We start from the raw sequence: 23,644 nt of genomic DNA on the forward strand, positions 1-23,644 counted from the left end.
CAAGATACAAGAACCAAGATAAACAACCTGGCTTCTCATACATATTCAGAACAATCTCACTCTTTATATTACTTACAGCCAAAAATTAGTTCAAAAAAACGATAGCAGTTTGTCTTGGTTCCTGGCTCTTGGTTCTTAAATCTTTATTTTAATGTTTGAAGTGACGGAAACCTGTCATCACCATCGACTGACCGTTTGCATCACAAGCTTCCACAGAGTCGTTATCGCGGATAGAACCACCCGGATGAATTACGGCTGTGATACCTGCTTCGTTGGCAATCTGTACGCAATCAGGAAAAGGGAAGAAGGCATCCGATGCCATCACAGCACCCTGCAACTCCATTTTGAAGTTTTGTGCTTTTTCCACTGCCTGATTCAGGGCATCCACACGTGAAGTCTGCCCCACGCCGCTTGCACACAACTGTTTGTTTTTAGCAAGAACGATAGAGTTCGACTTGGAGTGTTTTACCACTTTGTTTGCAAAAAGAAGATCTTCCACTTCGGCTGCTGTCGGGGCTTTTTTCGTTACCACCTTCAGGTCTTCTTCAGTTTCGATCTTAGTATCTTTATCCTGTACCAAAATACCGTTCAATACCGTACGCGACTGTTTGGTCGGCAATTTGGCATCTTTCTGAACGAGAATGATACGGTTTTTCTTTTGTGTAAGAATTTCGAGTGCATCCACATCGTAATCGGGAGCAATGATCACTTCGAAGAAAATCTTGGTAATTTCTTCAGCTGTTGCTTTATCGATTACGGCATTGGTAACCAAAACACCACCGAAAGCAGAAACCGGATCACTTTCGAGAGCAGCTTTCCACGCATCAATCACAGCAGGACGCGAAGCAATACCGCAAGCGTTGTTGTGTTTGAGGATGGCAAAAGTTACTTCGTCAAAATCGTTGATCAGATTAACGGCAGCGTCAATGTCCAGAAGGTTGTTGTAAGAAATTTCCTTACCCTGTAACTGTTCGAACATTGCATCGAAATCGCCGTAGAATACGCCCTGTTGGTGAGGATTTTCACCATAGCGCAATACTTTTGCATTGTCGTCGGCAGCACGGAAATAACTTCCGTCGTTACCATCGAAGTAGTTGAAAATTGCGCTATCGTAACCCGAAGAAACTGCAAAAGCCTCTTTAGCGAAGAATTTACGTTCTTTCAGCGTAGTAGAAGCACCGTTTTCAGTAATAACGTCCAACAGCGGCTGATATTGTGCCTGCGATGCAACAATAATCACGTCGTTGAAATTTTTGGCAGCAGCACGAATAAGAGAAATACCGCCAATATCTATTTTTTCAATAATATCTTGTTCAGCAGCACCTGAAGCAACCGTTTGAGAGAAAGGATAAAGATCCACAATTACCAAATCAATGGTAGGAATCTCATATTGAGCAACCTGATCGAGGTCTCCGGCTTCGTCACGACGATAGAGGATCCCACCAAAAACTTTTGGGTGCAAAGTTTTAACACGACCACCGAAAATAGAGGGGTAACCGGTCAGATTTTCTACTGCCTGGCATGGGATTCCCAGTGATTCAATAAAGGTTTGTGTACCTCCTGTGGAGATAAATGCGACACCCTGTGCATGTAATTCACGGATGATAACATCTAATTTGTCTTTGTGATAGACTGATACAAAGGCTGTTTTAATAGGTTTTCTTTCGCTCATCGGTTGAATTTTTAATGCCTGCAAATGTACAAAAATGTTTGGATATAACAGATTCGTTTTAAAGTTATTTTGGAGCCGCAAAAAGTTGAAAAAACAGTCATCTCAGAGAGCCACAAATACTGTGCTGCTCAGCTGTGCTGCTCAACTTGCAATTACGGCGGCTGTGTTGTATTTTTGTACTGGAATTTGATGACTGCCAAACCCACTTTGCTACAACATTTAAATGACTGAATTTTTAAGTATTAATTATACAATTGCCGAATTTTTAGGATATAAAATGAGTCTGGTGGAACTCCTCGGCACAGTGACCGGTATCCTGGCCGTTATTCTCGCCACTCAGTCGAACATTTGGTCATGGCCGGTAGGACTCGTCAATTTCGTTTTGGCTTTTATCCTCTACTATCAGGTAAGCCTCTACAGTGATATGTTTCTCCAGATCTACTATGTCATCACCGGGATATACGGGTGGATATACTGGTACGGCATGAAAACAGAAGAGCAAACACCTATTACGCTTTTAACCATCAGGGGACGAATCGTGCATATTATACTGATGATTGTCGGCACCATTGGCATTGGCTATTTTATGAGCCATATTCATCAGATAATACCCACTGTATTCCCCACCCCGGCAGCATATCCATATCCCGATTCGTTTGTAGCCGTACTCAGCATTCTGGCTAACTGGATGCTGGCGCAACGCAAAATAGAAAACTGGATAGTTTGGATCGTTATCGATATAATTTGTACCGTCATGTATTGGCTGAAAGGTATCCAGTTCTTTTCGCTCGAATACCTAATTTTTACACTGATGGCCATCTATGGGTTGGCAAACTGGATAAAACTGTATAAAACCAGACATGAAGAGGTGAAAATTTGAAGAAGTAAAAATGAATCTCTCTTGCAAGATTCTTCCGAACTTTTTTACTCCAGGTTGAAGTCCCTCCAAAAACAGGGAATCATTCAACATTAAACACTAAACATTAAACGTTAAGCACATGCAATTGAAAGACGTAATACAGAATCGCATTCTCATTCTTGATGGAGCAATGGGAACGATGATTCAACGCTATAAACTCACCGAAGAGCAATACAGAGGAGAGCTCTTTGCCGGTGTTTCCATTCCACAAAAGGGGAATAACGACCTGCTTTGCCTCACGCAACCGGACATCATTTCGACCATACACCGTCAATATCTGGAAGCTGGAGCCGACATCATAGAAACCAACACGTTTAATGCTCAGGCTATCTCGATGGCCGATTACGGCATGGAAGCGCAGGTACGCACTATCAATCTGGAAGGTGCCAAACTGGCGCGTCGTCTGGCGGATGAGTTTACCGCAAAAAATCCTGACAAGCCCCGTTTTGTAGCCGGTTCGGTTGGACCGACGAATAAAACGGCCTCTCTTTCACCGGATGTGAATAACCCGGCTTTCCGTAGCGTAACCTTCAACGATCTGACGGTTGCCTATCAGGAACAGATCGAAGCACTGCTCGAAGGCGGCGTGGATGCCATTTTCATCGAAACCATTTTCGACACACTCAATGCCAAAGCAGCAATTTGTGCCGCCAACCTCGCGATGGAAAAAACCGGCATTAAAGCAGCCCTGATGCTCTCTGCAACGGTAGCCGACAAGAGCGGACGTACCCTCTCGGGGCAAACCATCCGTGCTTTTCTGGCTTCCATCTCTCATGCCGATCTGCTCTCGGTGGGGCTCAACTGTTCATTTGGTGCCCGCGACCTGAAACCATACCTCGAAGAGTTGTCGGACTTTGCGCCCTGGTATGTAAGCGCGCATCCCAACGCCGGACTACCCAATCGTTTCGGAGCGTACGACGAGACACCCGACATGATGGCCGAACAGATCAAAGAATACCTCGACGAAGGACTGGTGAATATCATCGGTGGATGTTGCGGCACAACCCCCGATCACATTGCAAAATATTATGCGTTGGTTGAAGGCAAAAAGATAAGGAAACCGGTTCCGGAATCCACCAATACCTGTCTTTCGGGATTAGAATCATTGGAGATTACTCATGAAAATAACTTCGTCAACATCGGCGAACGATGCAACGTGGCCGGATCGCGCAAGTTTTTGCGGTTGATCGCCGAAAAAAAATACGAAGAGGCAGTAAGTATTGCCCGTCAGCAGGTGGAAGATGGTGCGCAAATCATCGACGTGAATATGGATGATGCCATGCTCGAAACCAAAGAAGAGATGGTAACGTTCCTCAACTACCTGATGTCGGAACCGGATGCCGCCAAGCTCCCCATCATGATAGACTCCTCGAAATGGGACGTGATCGAAGCCGGCCTGCAATGCCTGCAAGGAAAAGCGGTGGTCAACTCCATCAGCCTGAAAGAGGGCGAAGAGGTGTTTTTGCATCATGCCCGTACCATTCGTCAATACGGAGCCGCCACTGTGGTGATGGCTTTCGACGAAAAAGGCCAGGCCGACACCTTCGAGCGCCGCATCGAGATTTGCGGACGCGCCTATAAAATATTAACCGAAAAGGCGGGCTTTCCGCCTCAGGACATCATCTTCGATCCGAATGTATTGGCCATTGCCACCGGCATCGAAGAGCACAACCGTTATGCCATCGACTTTATTCGCACAACGGAATGGATCAAGCAGAACCTACCGTATGCGAAAGTGAGCGGAGGGGTTAGCAATCTCTCGTTTTCGTTCCGCGGCAACAACACGGTGCGTGAAGCGATGCACTCGGTATTTCTCTATTATGCCATCCAGGCCGGGATGGACATGGGCATTGTGAATGCCGGTATGTTGCAGGTATACGAATCGATCGACAAAGAGTTGCTCGAACGGGTGGAAGATGTGATCTTCGATCGGCGACCCGACTCCACCGAACGACTAATCGAACTGGCCGAAAAAATCAAAGCCGACAGCAGCAACGAAACCATCGAAAAGAAAGAGGATGAATGGCGTACCCGCTCGTTACAGGAGCGGCTTTCATACTGCCTGATTAAAGGCATCGGTCAACACCTCGAAGAGGATCTGGCTGAAGCGCTGACCGTTTACGAAAATCCGCTGACCATTATCGAAGAACCGTTGATGGATGGCATGAACACCGTGGGCGATCTCTTCGGACAGGGTAAGATGTTTTTACCGCAGGTGGTAAAGACAGCCCGCACCATGAAACAGGCCGTCGCCATTTTGCAGCCACACATCGAGGCGCACCAAAGCGGACAGGCCGTACAAAAAGCCGGCAAAATTGTATTGGCAACGGTCAAAGGCGATGTGCACGACATCGGCAAAAACATTGTAGGAGTGATTATGGCCTGCAACAACTTCGAGGTAGTCGATCTCGGTGTAATGGTACCCACCGACCGCATTATTCAGGCGGCAATTGACGCAAAAGCGGATGTGATAGGACTCAGCGGATTGATTACTCCTTCGCTGGAAGAGATGTGTCACGTAGCTGCCGCCATGCAAAAAGCCGGGCTCAACATTCCGTTGATGATCGGCGGTGCCACTACATCAAAAATACATACGGCCGTAAAGATAGCCCCCAACTACACCAACAACGTGGTGGTCTATTCACGCGATGCTTCACTGGGTGTCTCTTATTTGGGAAAACTGGTCAACAAACAAACCTATGCCGAATTTGCCGCCTTTATCCGCGATGAACAGGAGAAGATGGTTACAAAAGAGGTAAAAACGCCGCTTCTGCCGTTGGCCGATGCAAAGAAGAACGCGTTGAATATCAACTGGAGCAATTTCACACCGCTGCGTCCTGTACAATTCGACCGTCAAACACTCGACATCTCCATCGACACGTTGTTTCCTTATATCGACTGGAGGTTCTTCTTTAAGGCATGGCGCATCACCGGCAGTTACCCCGGCATTGAAAACATTCACGAATGTCCTTCGTGCGAACAAGCATGGATCAACAGTTTTCCGTCCGAAGATCAGGACAAGGCTCGTGAAGCACTGAAACTGTTCCGCGACGCTACCCGCCTGCTCAATATTCTCAGCACAAAAGGGATAAAAGCCAAAGCTGTGGTATCATTCTACGAAGCCAATGCAACCGACAACCGTGATGCGTTGATTATACGCAGTAATGGACAGACAACTGCCTTACCGGTACTTCGTCAGCAAGCGGTAAAACCCGATGGACATAACCTCTCTCTGGCAGACTTCCTGTTGCCCGAAAAAGAAAACCGTACCGACTATCTCGGCGCTTTTGCCACATCGGTTGCCAGTGCCGAGCAGATTGCAAAAGAGTATGCTGCGCAGGGCGACGACTACTCAGCATTACTTATCCAGTCCATCTCCGACCGTATAGCCGAAGCTGCTGCCGAATGGTTGCACCTGCAGGTTCGTTGTCAGTTCTGGGGATATGCCAAAAACGAAGCGTTGAGTAAAGAAGAAATTTTAAAAGAACATTATCAGGGCATTCGTCCGGCAGTGGGCTATCCTTCCCTGCCCGATCTTTCGTTGATTTTCGACCTCAACAAGCTGCTGAATCTCTCCGAAATCGGCATTTCACTTACCGAAAACGGAGCCATGAGTCCCAACGCATCGGTTTGCGGCCTGCTCTTTGCTCATCCGCAGTCGAGCTATTTCATGGTTGGCAAAATAGATGACGAACAACGCAAAAACTACGCAGCGCAACGGGGCATCACTGTAGAAGAGTCGACCAAATGGTTGCCAAGATAACTTTCGAAACGCTAAAAAATCTTGTTCCGCCTCGATGAAACAGCCGTATCGCTTGTTGATACAAGATGAAAATACTATTTTTGTCGGGCTGTAAATGTTAATTGTACGACAAAAATTTATCTCTGAATAAATGCTGTCGTCATGTTGACATTCAATTTATTATTAAATTATTGATTATGCTTAAGAAGATTTTATCTGTATCTGGAAAACCCGGTTTGTTCAAACTGATTTCGCAAGGAAAAAATATGATGATTATCGAGTCGTTGGTCGACAAAAAAAGAGGTCCTGCCCTGGCTCATGATCGCGTGGTTTCTCTTGGCGATATCTCCATCTATACCGACAGCGATGAACTGCCGTTGAGAGCCGTATTTGCCAACATCAAGGAAAAAGAGGCCGGCAACAAAGCTTCTATCGATCCAAAAGCTGACGGAAACGCTTTACGCAGTTATTTCGGCGAAGTCGTTCCCGATTTTGACAAAGATCGTGTACACACTTCGGATATTAAAAAAATCATCAGCTGGTACAACCTTTTGATTGAAAACGAACTGACTGATTTTGCAGCAGCAGAGGAAGAAAAAGCTGCCGAAGCATAATTCGCATAAGAATGACATTCAAACGAACGCCCTGCCGGAATCCGACAGGGCGTTCGTCTATTTTATAACATTTAGGCAGCTTCGCTACTTTTCTTCTTTTACATCACACAAAGATGCCGCATACTCGATCGAATGTTTATAAACAGATCTCCAGCCATGCCATTTGCCGGAATTACTAAGGGAGCTGTTATGCCATAAACTGACAAACAACCCATCTACAGCCCTGACATTATTTATCAGACGCTGAATCAATAGTTCGGCATCCATACGCGACAACTGCATATGATAATTGAGAGTACCATCCATGTAGGCAAACGGATATACAACCAGCGGAGTAACTTCATTTACCGAAAGGTCAAACCACTTAAAAGGCGTACAAACCGAAGCCCGAAAACCCGGACGGCTTGCATATCCCATCGAGTAATCGGCTTTAATACCGTTTGCAATTAATGAACGATAGGTCTGAGGCATCTTTAGCTTCAGGTAATGCTGCCGACTTATCTCTATCTCGTTATTGACAAGCCCCGAAAATTTAGATATTTCTTTCCTTATTTTTGCCGCATCAGAATCAGACGCAAAAGATGGATGAATCCCAACTTTCCCATGTTGTCCAAGCTTCTGCATCAGTTTTTTGACATGACGACTATCACAGGCCAACGAACGCTCATATTTCCCTTTTCTCAACGCACATAGCACAAAATAGCAAGTCTTAAAGCCGAATTGTTGCTGGAGAGCAAACTGAAATCCGTAGGTATCGTACTGATCTTTACGATAGCGTATCATCATCAAGAATCGATTTTTAGCCTCTCTGAAATGGCTTTTAATCAAACTTTTCAGTAAACCGCCCAAATTAACCGCAAAACTCCGGTGAAGATAAGCATACGGTTGATCTATATCGTACGTCGGCAAGAAATCAAATTCACGTTTTGGAAATTCAACAGACGGATAGCGCTTTTGCAGTTCGGACAGCAATGTCTTTGCCCAAAGATTAACCAGAGGTTGGTCGAGAAAGTTTTCCTTTATTGCTAGTGCATTTTTGGGTGAATAACGACCAAATTTATCAGTCGAATGCGGAAGATATTCTTCATAGCGTGTTATCAGATAAAACGACGCAGCAAAAACATCGAAAGGAAATGGAGAGCATTCTGTATTCGTTCCAAAAAATGCAGGCATCCCATTATATTGAAAAACGTCAATATTCTGTTCGCATAAACCTGTCTCCAACAACAGAGGATGCTGTGCCACGAACAGCTCATCACCCAGCGGAGATGTACCGTACGACATTTTTATGGCCGAACTGTTTCTGAATTCATCCGTTGAATCCGTCAGGACACAATTCAGCAAAAGATAATCGTGAAAGATATAATCCGTGATATAACGGATTCGGGAAGTTATCTGCGAAGTGTATATCAATATCTCCATTACAATTTATCTGTAAATGTTTTTATCTGGAACAGACAAATTTAAAGACAATTATTGATTATTGCAAGGAATACAACGCAACCCTGTTATTCGTATCGAATAGCTGATGCAGGATTAATTTTTGTGATAAGATAAGACGGTGCAACCAGAATAAATGTCGACAAGAGAAAAACGCCAACATTGAGCAATATTATCGACGGAATGTTTAGCAAAATAGGCACCGAAGAGACATAATAATTGGCGGCATCGAGAGGAATAAGTCCGGTATATTTCTGGATCAGACAAAAGCTTAGCCCGATTAAATTACCCAGCAGCATCCCTTTTCCGATGAGGAAACAGGAATGATAAAGGAAAATCTTACGAATCATCCAGTTGGTTGAGCCTAGCGCTTTCAGAATGCCTATCATATTTGTGCGCTCCAGAATCAGAATCAGCAGTCCCGATATCATAACGAAGCCTGAAACCGCCATCATCAGGCCTAAAATCACCCATACATTCATGTCAAACAACCCTAACCAGGCAAACAATTGGGGGTTGATATCCTTGATTGTCTGCGAATAGTAAGGCGCTCCATTTTCATCAAAACGGTTGGCTACTTTCGTATAAACACGATCGCCGGCACTGTCAAGCTGATTAAAATCATTGATCGTAATTTCCATGCCGCTTACCTCACGGGGTTGCCATCCGTTAAGGCGTTGCACCGCTTTAATATCGGCCAAAATAAAGAGTTTGTCGTATTGTCCGAAGTTGGTCGAGTATATGCCCGAAACCACAAATTTCTTTGCCTTGATGCGATCCTGTATAAAGTAGGCAATGAAACTATCGTGTGTTTTCAGATGCATTATATCGGCAATCTTCTTTGAGATTACTACCTGATTCGATGGCGCAGTGTCGGTAGCTGCAAGAGGTTTCCCATCCACCATATTTTGCGTAAAGAACTTCCAGTCAAATTGCCGGTCGACACCCTTGAAGACCACGCCCTGAAAATCATCCTCTGTTTTTATGATGCCCGCTTTCGTCACGAACTTTTGCAGATGCTCAACACCCTGAATAGCCTTCAGCGCATTCTCCATCGAGTCGGATATAAGCAACGGGCGCATTTCATACGTAGAATTATTATCAAACCGTGTAATCTGAATATGCGAGCCGAAACCAACCACTTTATTTCTAACCTCTTGTTTAAAACCCAAAACAATAGCTACCGTAATGATCATAACTGCAAGACCGATGGCAATGCCCCACATGGCAATGCGCACCGCCGGTTTTGATACCCGCAGCTTATTATCACTTCCGAAATGTATTCGTTTTGCTATAAAAAAAGGTAAGTTCACAATCGCTATTTTTTGAATAAGGCCGCCACTGAGAGTAACGACCTTATACTTATTACGATGATTAATTGTTAATTATCAATTATATTGTTCTCCCCGGATAAGCCTCGAGTGCTTTTCGGAGGACAAACAGAGCTTTTGCCAGTTCGTCTTTCTGAAGTACATAGGCCAAACGAACCTCGTTGCGCCCAACGCCTTTATTAGTATAAAACCCGGAAGCGGGAGCCATCATCACGGTTTGTCCTTCATATTCAAAAGTGGACAGCAACCATTCGCAAAATTTATCCGAATCGTCGATCGGCAAACGTGCAACAGTATAAAATGCACCCATCGGAATCGGAGAGTAAACACCTGGGATACGGTTCAACTCGTCAATCATATACTTACGGCGCTCCACATATTCGTTGTAAACGTCAAGCATATATTCATCCGAAGCGTCCATCGAAGCCTCCGCTATAATCTGCCCGATAAGAGGCGGACTCAAACGTGCCTGACAGAACTTCATGGCGCTCTTTTTCACCTCTTCATTTTTGGTAACCAACGCTCCGACGCGAATTCCACACTCGCTGTATCGTTTCGAGACAGAATCAATAAGAACAACATTATTCTCAATTCCCTTCAAGTGGAACGCAGAAATATACGGAGCTCCGGTATAACAAAATTCACGGTAAACTTCGTCTGAGAAGAGGAAGAGATCATGTTTTTTGACAATATCACGAATATGATTGAGTTCTTTCTGGGTGTAGAGATAACCGGTAGGATTGTTCGGATTACATATCATAATCCCCTTTGTACGGGGAGTTATCAGTTCCTCAAATTGTTCTACCGGAGGAAGGCAAAAACCTTCGTCAATAGAAGAAACAACAGGACGAACAATTGCTCCGCTACCAATTGCAAACGCTGTGTAGTTTGCGTAAGCAGGTTCCGGCACAATAATCTCATCATCAGGGTCGAGACAAGAAAGGAATGCAATATTTACGGCTTCCGACCCACCGGTTGTGATGATAATATCTTCTACCGAAACATTAATCTTATATTTCGCGTAATACTTCACCAGCTTTTCACGAAGACTTCTGAGCCCGTCGCTGGGAGAATATTCAAAAATTTTCAAGTCGATGTCCTTCAACGCATCAAGCGCGACTTGGGGTGTAGGCAGATCGGGCTGGCCGATATTGAGATGATACACCTTGATACCGCGAGCTTTAGCTTTATCTGCCAAAGGCACCAGTTTACGTATTGGCGATTGAGGCATTGCAAAGCCCCGTCCTGAAATTTTTGGCATAAGTGATGTAGTTCAAAGTTTCAAATTCCAAGGTCCAAGATTTCGGGATCTTATCCTTTACATCTAAACATTGGTATATTTAAATCGATTTTTTAGACGCCCTGTCCATCTGGCGTTTATCTTCTTTTTCCTTCAAAGTCTGGCGTTTATCATAACTCTTTTTACCCCTGGCCACAGCAAGTTCGAGCTTTGCCAGACCTTTTTCGTTGATAAACAGCTTGGTTGGAATAATGGTGAATCCGGTTTCTTTCGTCGCTCTCACCAATTTTGCCAACTCTTTTTTTGTCAGGAGCAATTTTCGCTCCCTGCGGGCTTCATGATTGGCAAATGTACCAAAAGAATATTCTGCAATATGCATATTCTTCACCCACAGCTCATTGTTGATGAAAATGCAATAAGAATCGGACAAACCTGCCTTTCCCTCACGAATTGCCTTAATTTCAGTGCCAAACAATTGAATGCCTGCCACGAAAAAATCAGTCAGCTCGTAATCAAAAAATGCGCGCCTGTTTTTTACCGAAATATTGGAAGCTTTATGCATAAATAATAGAGCAACTTTTACTGAAGATTGGGAGTCATACCTCTAAGCACTCCATAAACCACCACCGGCACGATCATCATAAAAAATGTCATCCCGATTACAAAAACGCCACGTTCTTCAACCTTAAGGTTAAAAACAGATTCTGCTGCTACCCAAAGTAAAAACGCCGTGTACAAATAGAAAATCCAGAGGAAGAAAAAGCTGGGCATAACCGCCGTTGCAACGAACAGCAAAAACACGATCACAAGACCGTATCCAATCACAATAGAAGACTGTTCTTTTGTCGGTGTAATGTTATATCTTTTCTGCATCAGAATCTTCAAAATATACTGAAGAAGGTAAAATGACGCCAACAAAGAACCGAAATAAACCAAACCATGTACAATCAAGACATGAATGGGGTAAGCCGGGTGACGATGAAATATCGCCTCCTGAATTATTTTCAAAACAGATGCTACTCCCATCAACGGATAACAAAACTGCTTCAAAATCTGCTTATTAGTAAAACCCTCCCTCATAAATTGAGGCCATGCAACTTCAGGTTTTGCCAGTAATAAAATGATCTTTTTGATAATTTCCTTATACATAATTACTCATCCTATTTTATCCGTGCAAAAGTAGGACTTTCGCTTTAAATAGCCAAATTCAAATTTTGCAAAAAAGAGCCCTCCATTCCACTGTAACTTGCAAAAATACCCAAAACGCCCTCCCTACTTTCAAAAATAAAACATATCTTTGTCAGCAATTAAGAGAAAACATGCAGATTAATCGCATTCTTCATAGAATCAACATACTATGAAGATGCTTTGTTGTGTTAATAAGCTATAGTGCTGCATCCATCTTATAAGAGGCTGTGAAAGAAATACGACAACTGATCGTAACTCAAAAAACGGCTTTCTGTTTCCAAAATAAACCAATAAATATTGAATGATACAGGAACAATTATTTTCGGGACTACCTTATAAGGTTGCCGATATATCGCTGGCTGATTTCGGCCGCAAAGAAATAATTCTTGCAGAAAAAGAAATGCCTGGTTTGATGGCATTACGTGAGAAATATGGCAACGAAAAACCCCTGAAAGGTGCACGCATCATGGGGTCGCTCCATATGACCATCCAAACAGCAGTTTTGATTGAAACACTGGCTGCATTGGGTGCTGAAGTGCGCTGGGCAAGCTGCAACATTTATTCTACACAGGATCATGCCGCCGCTGCTATTGCTGATGCCGGAATTCCGGTTTTTGCATGGAAAGGCGAAACATTGGCAGAATACTGGTGGTGCACTTTACAGGCGCTTGTTTTTGAAGGCAACAAAGGACCAAACGTGATTGTGGACGATGGTGGTGATGCTACCATGATGATTCACGTCGGAAATGACGCAGAAAAAGATGCTTCGGTTCTCGACAAAGCTGTCGGCGGCGAAGACGAACGCGAACTCTACGCAATATTAAAAGAAGTGCTAAAAAAAGACACTTCTCTCTGGACCCGCATGATTCCTGAAATTCGCGGTGTATCGGAAGAAACGACTACCGGTGTTCATCGTTTGTATCAAATGCTGGAAGAAGGCAAACTTCTGTTCCCTGCATTCAACGTAAACGACTCTGTCACAAAATCCAAGTTCGATAACCTTTATGGCTGCCGCGAATCATTGGCCGACGGTATCAAGCGTGCCACGGACATCATGCTGGCAGGTAAAGTGGTGGTAGTTTGCGGTTATGGCGACGTGGGCAAAGGTTGTGCACACTCTATGCGCACCTACGGAGCCCGTGTTTTGGTAACCGAAATCGACCCGATCTGCGCATTGCAGGCGGCTATGGAAGGTTTTGAAGTAACTACAGTTGAATATGCTTTGGTCGAAGGTGACATTTACGTGACCACTACCGGCAACCGCGATATTATCCGCATCGAGCACATCGAAAAGATGAAGAACGCAGCTATCATCTGTAACATCGGTCACTTCGACAACGAAATCCAGGTAGATAAATTAAAAACGTTCCCCGGCATCAAACACGAAAATATCAAACCTCAGGTAGATAAATATATCTTTCCTGACGGTCACTTTATACTATTATTGGCCGATGGCCGTTTAGTAAATCTGGGTTGTGCTACCGGACACCCTTCCTTTGTAATGAGTAATTCGTTTACCAACCAGACATTGGCGCAAATAGAACTATTCACCAACAACTACGAAGTGAATGTATACCGTTTACCTAAAAAACTCGACGAAGAAGTTGCCCGCCTGCATCTCGAAAAAATCGGCGTTAAACTGACCCGCCTGACCCCCGAACAAGCAAGCTATATCGGGGTTTCGCAAGACGGACCATTCAAACCGGAGCACTACAGATATTAATCAAGTAATAATGAAAATTAGTAATTAACAGTGTGTGATATCTCCATTATTCATTGTTAATTATTAATTATTAATTCAACACATATGTTCAGTCAACTTTGCAACCCGATATTCAAAGCTGCTATTGATCAATACCATCTTACGGATAATGTAGATACTCCTATTAAAAATCCGTATGAACTGAAGACAATTGAATACTATCTTTTTCTGAAAAACTGGATCGATACGGTACAGTGGCATCTCGAAGATATTATCCGCAATCCGGAAATCGATCCGGTGGAAGCCTTGCAAATCAAACGTCGCATCGACAAGTCAAATCAGGATCGCACTGACCTGGTAGAATTGATCGACAGCTATTTTCTGGACAAATACAAAAATGTGCCCCAACTGGACGGTGCGACTATCAACACCGAAAGTCCGGCCTGGGCTATTGACCGGTTATCGATTCTGGCGTTGAAGATTTATCATATGCAACAGGAAGTTGACAGAAAAGAAGCTTCCGACAGCCACCGTGCCGAATGTAATAAGAAGCTGGCAATTCTGCTTGAGCAAGAAATTGATCTTTCATCTGCCATTGACCAGTTATTGAGCGATATTGAAGCAGGTCGCAAATGGATGAAAGTGTACAAGCAAATGAAAATGTATAACGATCCGGCATTAAATCCGGTGTTGTACGCGAAGCAATAGGAAGTAGTAGATTACTACAATTATATCAGGAGCAGTTCCTGTCTAACCAGAATCAAAAAGCAAGAGTTCCGTGAATATATTAATTACACGCTTATCGGCATTGGGTGATGTTGCCATGATGATCCCTGTGGTCAGCTCTATCGCTCAACGATATCCGGAACATAACTTCACGGTGGTTTCAATGCCATTGGTTGCTCCTTTGTTCAAAGGGCTTCCGAATGTTGATTTTGTTGCTTTTGAAAAAAGAACATCACACAAAGGTGTTAAAGGAATTCTGAAGCTCTTCCGTCAGTTGAACAAACTACGGAAATATGATTGCATGGTAGATTTGCACGATGTCCTGAGAACAAAAATCCTTCGGTCGCTCTTTCGTGTTATTGGAACAAAGATTTTTATAATCGATAAAGGAAGAGCCGAAAAGAAAGATCTTGTTGATAAAGGCTTTCAACATTCAACGCAACTGACATCATCGGTAGACCGATACCGTGCAGTTTTTGCATCCATGGGTCTGACCATCGGCACTGTAAACAGCAGCCTTCCTTTTGTAGCATTGACATCCGGAGACAAAATTATTGAAACTTTCGGAGACAAAAAAGGCAAATGGATTGGCATTGCTCCGTTTTCCCAGCATGTTGGCAAACAATTACCGCTTAATAAGGTCGAAACAGTAATTGATTATTTTTGCCAGGAACCTGAAACAACGGTTTTTTTATTCGGAGCCGGAGATCGGGAAAAACAATTAATTGAAAACTGGATAACTAAATATCCAAAAGCCAGATCTGTTGTCGGCAAGTTGCCGTTTGACGTAGAACTTCTACTGATGAAAGAACTGGACGTAATGATGACTATGGACTCCGGCAATATGCACCTTGCATCTTTAGTCGGTACTCCGGTCGTTTCCATTTGGGGTGCCACCCACCCTTTCGCCGGATTTTATGGAATGAATCAGCCGGAATCGAATGCAGTTCAACTGCCATTAGCCTGCCGCCCATGTTCCATTTTCGGTAATGTTCCCTGCAAATTTGGAACGTATGAATGTTTGAATGCCATTGACCCGAAAATCATTGTGGAAAAGATGGCAAAATATTAATTGTAGTATAGTTAGAAAAATAAGATATATGGGTAAAATAATTGCTTTAGCAAATCAAAAAGGAGGGGTTGGTAAAACAACCACAGCTATCAATTTAGCTGCTTCGTTAGCCTCGCTGGGTAAAAAAGTGCTGCTTGTTGATGCCGATCCTCAGGCAAATGCATCCTCCGGCTTAGGTGTAGATGTGCGTGACGTAAAAAAGAGTATTTATGAGTGCTTGGTTGAAGAAATAGAACCAAAAGAAGCAATTGTCCCTACAGAACTGAGCACACTTTCAATCATACCTTCTCACATTGACCTGGTAGGAGCTGAAATTGAAATGCTCGAAATTGAACATCGCGAAAAAATCATGCGTCGCATGTTGCAGCCTCTCAAAGATGAATATGATTACATCCTGATTGACTGTTTGCCATCACTCGGTCTGATCACCGTAAACGCATTGACAGCATCCGATGTGGTTATCATTCCTGTTCAGTGTGAATATTTTGCTCTTGAAGGTATTAGCAAACTACTCAACACTATCAAAATTATCAAGACAAAGCTCAATCCGGATCTGGCTATCGAAGGATTCCTGCTGACCATGTATGACAATCGTCTGCGTTTGGCCAATCAGGTGTATAACGAAGTGCAAAAACATTTCGGTGATCTTGTATTCAAATCTGTTATTCAGCGGAATGTAAAGCTGAGTGAAGCACCCAGTCACGGTAAGCCTGTTTTATTGTACGATAAAGAATCGAAAGGAACGCAGAATTACCTTGATCTGGCCAAAGAACTGATTGCCAGAGACGAAGCCGAAGAATAATATTTCCGAAGTAACATTTTTCTATCTGTAAACCGAAAGCTTTTTTTTGAAAAACGATATGGTACAAAAACACGCACTCGGACGCGGTTTGGGCGCCCTGATTGATATAGAACCTGTCAGCACCAGCGGGTCTTCTTCCATTAATGAAATAGCAATTTCAAAAATACATCCGAATCCACATCAGCCACGTACCTTTTTTGACGAAGAGGCATTGGCCGAGCTTTCCGCTTCGATCAAGGAAATTGGGATTATTCAACCGATCACACTCCGGGAAGTTGACGAAAATAATTACCAGATCATTGCGGGCGAACGCCGTTACAGAGCATCGAAAATGGCTGGTCTCACGACCATTCCGGCATATGTAAAGAAAGCAGAAGATGATTTGGTAATGGAAATGGCTCTTATCGAAAATCTTCAGCGTGAAGATTTGAATGCCATTGAGGTTGCTCTTACTTTCCAGCGTTTACTCGAAGAATACAAAATGACCCAGGAACGCCTGAGTGAACGGGTAGGAAAGAAACGTGCCACGATTTCAAACTATCTGCGATTGCTTCGTTTGCCTGCCGAAATTCAGATGGGCATCAAAAACAAGCAAATTGATATGGGTCATGCGAAAGCCCTTATCACCATTGACGATCCGGCCAAACAGATATCAATTTACGAGCAAATTCTTGCCAACCATTTGTCTGTAAGAAAGGTGGAAGAACTGGTACGGGGCAATGAAGAAAATGTCAGTGCAACTCCGGCAAGCGACACAACCGTTACGCCGAAAGACAAAACAATTACGCCGGTAGAGCACACTTTGATTCAGAATCGTTTGACAGAATGTCTGAAATCGAAAGTACAATTCTCATGCAATGACAAAGGGAAAGGTAAAATTACCATTTCATTTGGCTCCGATATGGAACTTGAACGATTGATGGAGCTTTTTGACAAACTGAATTGAAAGAATAAAACAGCGATAAATTGAGACATCTACTGCTCATACTGTTAGCGTGCATAGTAACGACAAATGCCAAAGCTCTTTCCGTTAATGATTCAACAAAGGTGGCAAGAGACACAATCGCTTTTTCCCTGCATGAGAAAAAGGCAGCTCTGAAAACGCCTGCCGATACATTAATGCGCAAGACCATTTTCAAACCAAATCCATCCAGAGCCGTTTGGTTGGGAGCTATTGTACCGGGATTAGGTCAGATCTATAACAAAAAATACTGGAAACTGCCGTTGATATACGGAGGTTTCGCCGGTCTTATTTATGCAATTTCGTGGAATGGCCGGATGTATAATGATTACAAGAATGCCTATCTGGATATTACGGATAACAACCCGAATACGACAAGTTATCTGCACTTTCTAACACCGGATCAGCAGAAGTCTTACGATACAGCTTGGTTGACAAGTGCATTGAAAACCAGAGTCAGCTCCTTTCGCCGTTACCGCGATTTAAGTGTAATATGCGCTATCGGATTATACGCAATTTCAATGATAGATGCCTATGTTGATGCGCAATTGTCCGATTTCGACGTTTCTCCGGATTTGTCGATGAAGATAGCCCCCACTCTAATGAATAATGCTTATCAGAGCGGCCTGAATGCTTCTCTTGGCATGAAATTAAAGTTTAATTTTTAAAATCAACGGAATGCGTTTTTTGTTCAACTGTTTAATTATCACACTCTTGACAACCTTGCCGCTATATTCTTTTGCTGCTGAAGCAGAAAAGAATGTAAACGACTCTGTATCAAAAGAGATAAAAAAACAGCTTGAACCGCTTGTTATGCCTGAAGGTTACGACATGAGTTTCAACGGGCTCCTCAACCAATGGTATGAACGCAAAAACATTAACACCACATTCGTTGATGATAAGGTTGATCCTTATGTCTCTGATTCCGTAATTATTGATCGGTTATCGAAGTTACCTGCTATTATGGAACTTCCCTTTAACGAACATATCCGGAAGTGCATTGATTTCTACACCATTCAAAAGCGCAAGCAGGTGTCTTACATGCTGGCGATGGGGCAATATTACATGCCGATTTTTGAAGACCAGCTTCTTGCCAATAAACTCCCCGACGAGCTGAAATACCTGCCCATCATCGAGTCGGCTCTCAACCCCACAGCCTATTCCCGTGCCGGAGCAGGAGGTTTATGGCAATTGATGGTGTCGACCGGACGAATTTACGGTTTACAAATCAACAGCCTGATTGATGAAAGAATGGATCCGTACAAGTCTTCCATCGCAGCGGCCAAATACCTAAAAGACCTTTTCCGTGTTTACGGAGACTGGAATCTTGTGATTGCCGCTTACAACTGTGGTCCGGGCAATGTAAATAAAGCGATCCGCCGCTCGGGTGGGAAACGTGATTACTGGCAAATTTATCCGTACTTGCCCAATGAAACACGCAACTATGTTCCTATTTTCATTGCAGCAAACTATGTAATGAACTATTACAAGCAGCACAATCTTAACGTTGCTCCGGTTTGCCTGCCAATGACAGACACAATCATGGTGAAAGAAAAAGTTCATCTGGTGCAGATTGCAGACCTGATGAATCTTCCTATTGCAGAACTCAGAACGCTCAATCCTCAATACCGTCAGGACATTGTTCCCGGCAATTTTCAGCCTTGCGCCATTCGGTTACCTCTGAATGAAGCGAGTTCTTTCCTGCAAAATAAGGATAAAATAGTTGCTTACAAAGCAGACGAACTCTTCACTAACCGTTTATTGGTAGAACCTGCAGAAGGCGTTTATTTTGCCAAAAACTCCAAAGCCTCCAAACACTCCGTCAAAGGTTCAAAATCCAAAAAGAAAAGCAGTTCGTCAAAGAGTCGTTCCGGTAAGAAATCGAAACGAAAAAAGCATTAATCAAAGTTCAACATTCCTTCAAGGTTTGACATTCTGCCATATTGTTGTTTTTAACACCACACGACAATGGAACGACTTTATTACTCTATCACCGAGGTTGCCGAACAGTTAAATGTCAATGCCTCATTGCTTCGCTTCTGGGAAAAAGAATTTCCTCAGATAAAACCCCGTAAAAATGGGAAAGGAACCCGTTTTTATACACAAGATGACATCCTGCTCATAAAACAAATCTATCATTTAGTCAGGGAGCAGAACCTCACTCTTGAAGGAGCCCGTCACCGTTTGAAAAACGACAAAGACAATGTTGCAAAAACGCAGGAAGTAGTTGAACGTCTGAAAAAGATCCGCCGCGAATTGCTAAATATCCGCAAACAGCTTGTAGCTTCTGCAAAACCACAGGAATAAAAACCTGCCCAATTTCAAATGCATCTTCATTCTGCTAATCCTTCAAATCGACATAAATACTTGTAACTTTTCCAATAATCTAAACACATCACACCCTTAAAAGAAAAAATTTAATATGAAAAAATACGTCTCATTGTTTTGCCTGTTCCTGCTTACCACGCTATGGAGCAATGGCTTTGCCCAGCAAAGCAGCCAGCTCCCCATTGATTCTCAAGTCAGAATCGGGCATCTTGATAACGGATTAACCTATTATATTCGACACAATGAAAAGCCTAAAGACAGGGCTGACTTTTATATCGTCCAGAAAGTTGGAGCTATCCTAGAAGAAGATTCCCAAAACGGATTGGCTCACTTTCTTGAGCACATGGCTTTTAATGGCACGAAGAATTTTCCTGACAAGCAATTAATCAATTTTCTGGAGAAAAACGGTGTGAAATTCGGAGAGAACATCAATGCCTATACCTCTCTTGATGAAACTGTCTATAATTTATCCAATGTCCCGACAACCCTTCAGGGTGTGATTGACAGCTCTCTTTTGGTGCTTCACGACTGGTCCAATTTCATTTCACTTGACGGCAAGGAGATCGACAAGGAACGTGGTGTTATTCGTGAAGAATGGAGAACAGGAGCCAACGCCGACCGCCGTATGTGGAAAGCCGGGAATTCCATTCTCTTTGCAGGATCGCAATATGCCAAGCGGGATGTAATTGGCGATACGGCCGTAATCAACCACTTTTCGTACAATACATTACGCGACTATTACAAAAAATGGTATCGCCCCGATCTTCAGGCCATCATTGTTGTTGGCGATATTAACGTAGACAAGACCGAGGCACAGATCAAAGAACTTTTCAATGCCATTCCCAAAGCGGTTAATCCGGCAGAACGTATTCTTTATACGGTTCCTGACAACGATTTACCCATTGTAGCAAGGATCACAGATCCGGAAGCTTCAAATATAGGGTTCATGGTTCAATTCAAACAAACACCATTATCAGATGACGCCAAGAAAACATCCATCGGCTACGTCACCGACATTGTCAATTCGTTGATAAGTAGGATGCAGAACACTCGTTTTCAGGAAATAGCTCAGAAAGCTGATGCTCCCATCGCTTATGCAGTATCTCAATATGGCGATCTGGTGAAAACCAAAGACGCATTTCTTTACTACATGGTACCCCGTAACGGCAAACTTAAAGATGCCATCTCGTTGTTATTTAATGAAATAGAAAAGACAAAACGATACGGTTTCAATTCGGATGAATATGAAAGAGCCAAGGCGGACATCCTGAAACAGATTGAACAAGCATACAACAACAGAGACAAGCAAAACTCTTCGTCGTACGTGCGTGAATACGTCAATAATTTTCTGAATCTTGAACCGATTCCCGGTATTGAATGGGAATACAAGACGCTGCAACTTTTGATGCCCAAGCTCACGCTGGAAATGGTTAACCAACAAGTGAAGAAATACATTTCCGACAAGAACCTTCTGTTTACCGAACAAGGCCCTGAAAACGAAAAAGCTAATCTGCTAGCGGATAAAGACATTATCAGCATGTGGAACAGTGTCAAACAATCTGACATTGTAGCGAATAAAGAGGAAACTATTAACAAACCACTGGTAGCTAATCCTCCTAAGCCTGGAAATATTCGAAAAGTGACTCATAACAAGGCTCTTGACGCCGAAGAATGGACATTAAATAACGGCATCAAAGTGGTACTGAAACCCACAAAACTAAAACAGGACGAAATCAGGTTACTGGGAATCGCATACGGCGGATTGTCGCTGGTAGATAATGCCGAAAAGCTACCCTCAGCATCCATCGCAGACAACGTTATTGCAAATAGTGGATTAGGCGAATTCTCGAAAACTGAGTTAAACAAGCTGTTGTCGGGCAAAGTAGCCGGAGTTTCGCCTAACATTTCCGATTATCAGGAAAGCTTTAGCGGATCGTCTTCCGTAAAAGATTTCCAAACGATGATGCAACTGCTCTACCTCTATTTTACAGCTCCGCGCAAGGACACGGACGGCTACAGTTCCTTTGTCAACAACGTGCGCACAAGTCTGATCAATGCCGCAAACGATCCGGATCAGGCATTCAGCGACACGGTCACCACTGCGCTTTATTGCAAATCGCCACGTAAATTTCTGTTTAACTTAAAGGCTCTTGACAAAGTAAACCATGACGATGTGATGCAACTTTATAAAGAACGTTTTGCCAATCCTGCAAATTTCACTTTCTTCCTGGCCGGAAGTTTAGACTTAGAGAAAGTAAAACCCGTTATTCTTACCTATTTAGGCGGATTAAAAACATCTAAACAACTGGAAACATGGAAAGACCGCGACATTCGTTATCCGCAAGGTACTATTAATCTGTCTTTCGATCATGCGATGAAGACTCCCAAAGCGTCGAATTTTGTGTTGTATAATGACAAGATAGAGTATAATCTCAACAACTCACTACTGGCTCAGGCTTTAGGAAGCATACTCGACATCCGCTATGTTGCCTCTATCCGTGAAGATGAAGGTGGATCGTATGGAGTTGGCGTGAAAGGTAGCATCGGTAAAATACCGGTGCCTACAGTTTCTCTTTTCATGCAATTTGACACCGATCCCTCAAAAGAAGATAAAATGATCGGACTCATCTATAAAGAACTCGAGGATATTGCAAAAGACGGCCCCAAAGAAGAAGATGTTCAGAAAGTGAAAGAAAACATGAACAAGCAACACAAAGAAAATGTTGAAGAAAACGGATGGTGGTTAAGCACAATGAACCATTATTATTTTTCAGATATTGACTTAGTTAACAATTTCGACAAAGCACTTAACAATATCTCAGCAACTACTATCAAACAACTTGCGAAGCAGCTTACCGACAAGAAAAATATTCTTCAGGTAGTAATGCGACCAAAGCAGTAAATACCTACCGAAACTGCCAAAGGCCTTATCAGAAAATTGATTATCTGATAAGGCCTTTCTTTTTTTGAAAAAAAGTATCTTTTATTTGTACCTTTATCATCCAAATGGCATACTGCATACGTCTAATAAGAAAAACAAATCAAGTTACAGGCTACTTTTGTTCTCTGTAACGATTAACACTAAAAAGAGATAACAATGAAAACGCATTCGATGATTAGCAAAGTAACCTTCTCTATCCTGATTTTAACAGGATTAGTAATCAGTTCGTGCACCTACATCAACCGTCAAAACGGTTCCGGAAAAGTAATCCGGGTTGAACATCCGGCTAAAGGCTTCAACAAAGTAGAAATCTCCCTTGTTTTCGATGCCGTAATTATTCCGGGTAATGACGAAAAAGTAGTAGTAGAAACAGACGACAACCTCCAGCAATATGTTCTGGTTTCTAATTCGGACAGCACGTTGAACGTCCGGATGAAAGAAAACGTCAATATCGGGTCACATTCTGCCGGAACAGTTTATATCTACACCAAAGGAATCACTTCAATCAACAACAGCTCTGTAGGAAAATTGACGAATGATGGCTCTTTAACCGCAGACACCTTCAGTTTCAGCAACAGTTCCGTAGGGAATAATGACTTGAAAATTAAGGCAAAGAAAATCATCATCAACAATAGTTCAGTTGGCAAAACCAACTTATTCCTTGACTGCAACATATTGGCTTTTACTAATAGTGCAGTTGGAAAGACTCTGCTTACCGGAAATTGCGACGATGCTCATATCGACAATTCGGGTGTTGGCAGCTTCGACGCGCAAAACTTTACCACTCAGGTTCTGCATATTGTGAACAGCGCAGTTGGCAGCACGGATGTAAATGCCAGCAAAGAAATTTACATCGACAACTCGGGTGTCGGACGTTTAGACGTTTATGGAGCTTGTGTCATTAAAAAACTGGATGACAATGGAGTAAGCAAAACACACAAACATTAAACGATCTTTCTGTTTATC

General features: G+C 43.1%; 19 protein-coding genes. 13 read left to right on the forward strand and 6 right to left on the reverse strand.

Annotation, left to right across the window (positions count from 1 at the left end):
• Window positions 1-148: 148 nt before the first annotated feature.
• On the reverse strand, window positions 149-1,672 hold the full coding sequence (gene purH, locus PJIAN_RS13545) for a bifunctional phosphoribosylaminoimidazolecarboxamide formyltransferase/IMP cyclohydrolase (RefSeq protein WP_068705957.1): 1,524 nt from the start codon (window positions 1,670-1,672) through the stop codon (window positions 149-151).
• Window positions 1,673-1,895: 223 nt separating this feature from the next.
• On the opposite strand from purH, the gene pnuC reads away from it, so the two are divergent.
• The 3 genes from pnuC to PJIAN_RS13560 all read left to right on the forward strand — a co-directional run bounded on the left by pnuC (window position 1,896) and on the right by PJIAN_RS13560 (window position 6,947).
• Complete coding sequence (gene pnuC, locus PJIAN_RS13550; RefSeq protein ID WP_068705959.1) at window positions 1,896-2,552, forward strand: nicotinamide riboside transporter PnuC; 657 nt, start codon at window positions 1,896-1,898, stop codon at window positions 2,550-2,552.
• Between the two features lie 118 nt (window positions 2,553-2,670).
• Window positions 2,671-6,354, forward strand: a complete 3,684-nt coding sequence (gene metH / locus PJIAN_RS13555; protein WP_068705962.1) for a methionine synthase — start codon at window positions 2,671-2,673, stop codon at window positions 6,352-6,354.
• A gap of 176 nt (window positions 6,355-6,530) precedes the next feature.
• The gene (locus PJIAN_RS13560; protein ID WP_068706484.1) at window positions 6,531-6,947 is read left to right on the forward strand and encodes a DUF5606 family protein; all 417 of its coding nucleotides are present in this window, start codon (window positions 6,531-6,533) and stop codon (window positions 6,945-6,947) included.
• Window positions 6,948-7,031: 84 nt separating this feature from the next.
• Here PJIAN_RS13560 and PJIAN_RS13565 read toward each other — a convergent pair whose 3' ends face one another.
• The 5 genes from PJIAN_RS13565 to PJIAN_RS13585 form a co-directional block, all read right to left on the reverse strand.
• Window positions 7,032-8,369, reverse strand: a complete 1,338-nt coding sequence (locus PJIAN_RS13565) for a polysaccharide deacetylase family protein (RefSeq protein ID WP_068705964.1) — start codon at window positions 8,367-8,369, stop codon at window positions 7,032-7,034.
• An 86-nt stretch (window positions 8,370-8,455) separates the two neighbouring features.
• A complete protein-coding gene (locus PJIAN_RS13570) occupies window positions 8,456-9,700 on the reverse strand; it encodes an ABC transporter permease (protein WP_068705966.1) in 1,245 nt (414 codons plus the stop codon).
• A 79-nt stretch (window positions 9,701-9,779) separates the two neighbouring features.
• Window positions 9,780-10,979 carry a pyridoxal phosphate-dependent aminotransferase gene (locus PJIAN_RS13575; protein ID WP_068705969.1) on the reverse strand — a complete coding sequence of 400 codons (1,200 nt, stop codon included), beginning with the start codon at window positions 10,977-10,979 and terminating at the stop codon, window positions 9,780-9,782.
• A 79-nt stretch (window positions 10,980-11,058) separates the two neighbouring features.
• Entirely contained in the window at window positions 11,059-11,520 is a 462-nt protein-coding gene (gene smpB, locus PJIAN_RS13580) for an SsrA-binding protein SmpB (RefSeq protein WP_068705970.1), read from the reverse strand.
• 17 nt (window positions 11,521-11,537) lie between these two features.
• Complete coding sequence (locus PJIAN_RS13585; RefSeq protein WP_068705971.1) at window positions 11,538-12,107, reverse strand: DUF1282 domain-containing protein; 570 nt, start codon at window positions 12,105-12,107, stop codon at window positions 11,538-11,540.
• Window positions 12,108-12,447: 340 nt separating this feature from the next.
• Between PJIAN_RS13585 and ahcY the strand changes: the two genes are divergently transcribed.
• The 10 genes from ahcY to PJIAN_RS13635 all read left to right on the forward strand — a co-directional run bounded on the left by ahcY (window position 12,448) and on the right by PJIAN_RS13635 (window position 23,626).
• Window positions 12,448-13,869, forward strand: coding sequence for an adenosylhomocysteinase (ahcY, locus tag PJIAN_RS13590; RefSeq protein ID WP_068705973.1), 1,422 nt, complete (start codon window positions 12,448-12,450; stop codon window positions 13,867-13,869).
• Between the two features lie 84 nt (window positions 13,870-13,953).
• A complete protein-coding gene (locus tag PJIAN_RS13595) occupies window positions 13,954-14,556 on the forward strand; it encodes a DUF4254 domain-containing protein (RefSeq protein ID WP_068705975.1) in 603 nt (200 codons plus the stop codon).
• 70 nt (window positions 14,557-14,626) lie between these two features.
• A complete protein-coding gene (locus PJIAN_RS13600) occupies window positions 14,627-15,646 on the forward strand; it encodes a glycosyltransferase family 9 protein (RefSeq protein ID WP_153802579.1) in 1,020 nt (339 codons plus the stop codon).
• Window positions 15,647-15,674: 28 nt separating this feature from the next.
• Complete coding sequence (locus PJIAN_RS13605) at window positions 15,675-16,448, forward strand: ParA family protein (protein WP_068705979.1); 774 nt, start codon at window positions 15,675-15,677, stop codon at window positions 16,446-16,448.
• Window positions 16,449-16,506: 58 nt separating this feature from the next.
• Complete coding sequence (locus tag PJIAN_RS13610) at window positions 16,507-17,394, forward strand: ParB/RepB/Spo0J family partition protein (RefSeq protein ID WP_068706486.1); 888 nt, start codon at window positions 16,507-16,509, stop codon at window positions 17,392-17,394.
• 20 nt (window positions 17,395-17,414) lie between these two features.
• Window positions 17,415-18,077 (forward strand): DUF5683 domain-containing protein, encoded by a 663-nt coding sequence (locus PJIAN_RS13615; protein WP_068705983.1) that lies wholly within the window; start codon window positions 17,415-17,417, stop codon window positions 18,075-18,077.
• A 10-nt stretch (window positions 18,078-18,087) separates the two neighbouring features.
• Window positions 18,088-19,311, forward strand: a complete 1,224-nt coding sequence (locus PJIAN_RS13620) for a lytic transglycosylase domain-containing protein (protein ID WP_068705984.1) — start codon at window positions 18,088-18,090, stop codon at window positions 19,309-19,311.
• Between the two features lie 66 nt (window positions 19,312-19,377).
• Window positions 19,378-19,716, forward strand: a complete 339-nt coding sequence (locus tag PJIAN_RS13625) for a MerR family transcriptional regulator (protein ID WP_068705985.1) — start codon at window positions 19,378-19,380, stop codon at window positions 19,714-19,716.
• Window positions 19,717-19,831: 115 nt separating this feature from the next.
• Window positions 19,832-22,639: a M16 family metallopeptidase gene (locus PJIAN_RS13630; protein ID WP_068705987.1), complete on the forward strand. Its 2,808-nt coding sequence runs from the start codon at window positions 19,832-19,834 to the stop codon at window positions 22,637-22,639.
• Between the two features lie 195 nt (window positions 22,640-22,834).
• Entirely contained in the window at window positions 22,835-23,626 is a 792-nt protein-coding gene (locus PJIAN_RS13635) for a GIN domain-containing protein (protein ID WP_068705989.1), read from the forward strand.
• The last annotated feature ends 18 nt before the right edge of the window (window positions 23,627-23,644 follow it).

The organism is Paludibacter jiangxiensis (assembly GCF_001618385.1).
Taxonomy (GTDB): domain Bacteria; phylum Bacteroidota; class Bacteroidia; order Bacteroidales; family Paludibacteraceae; genus Microbacter; species Microbacter jiangxiensis.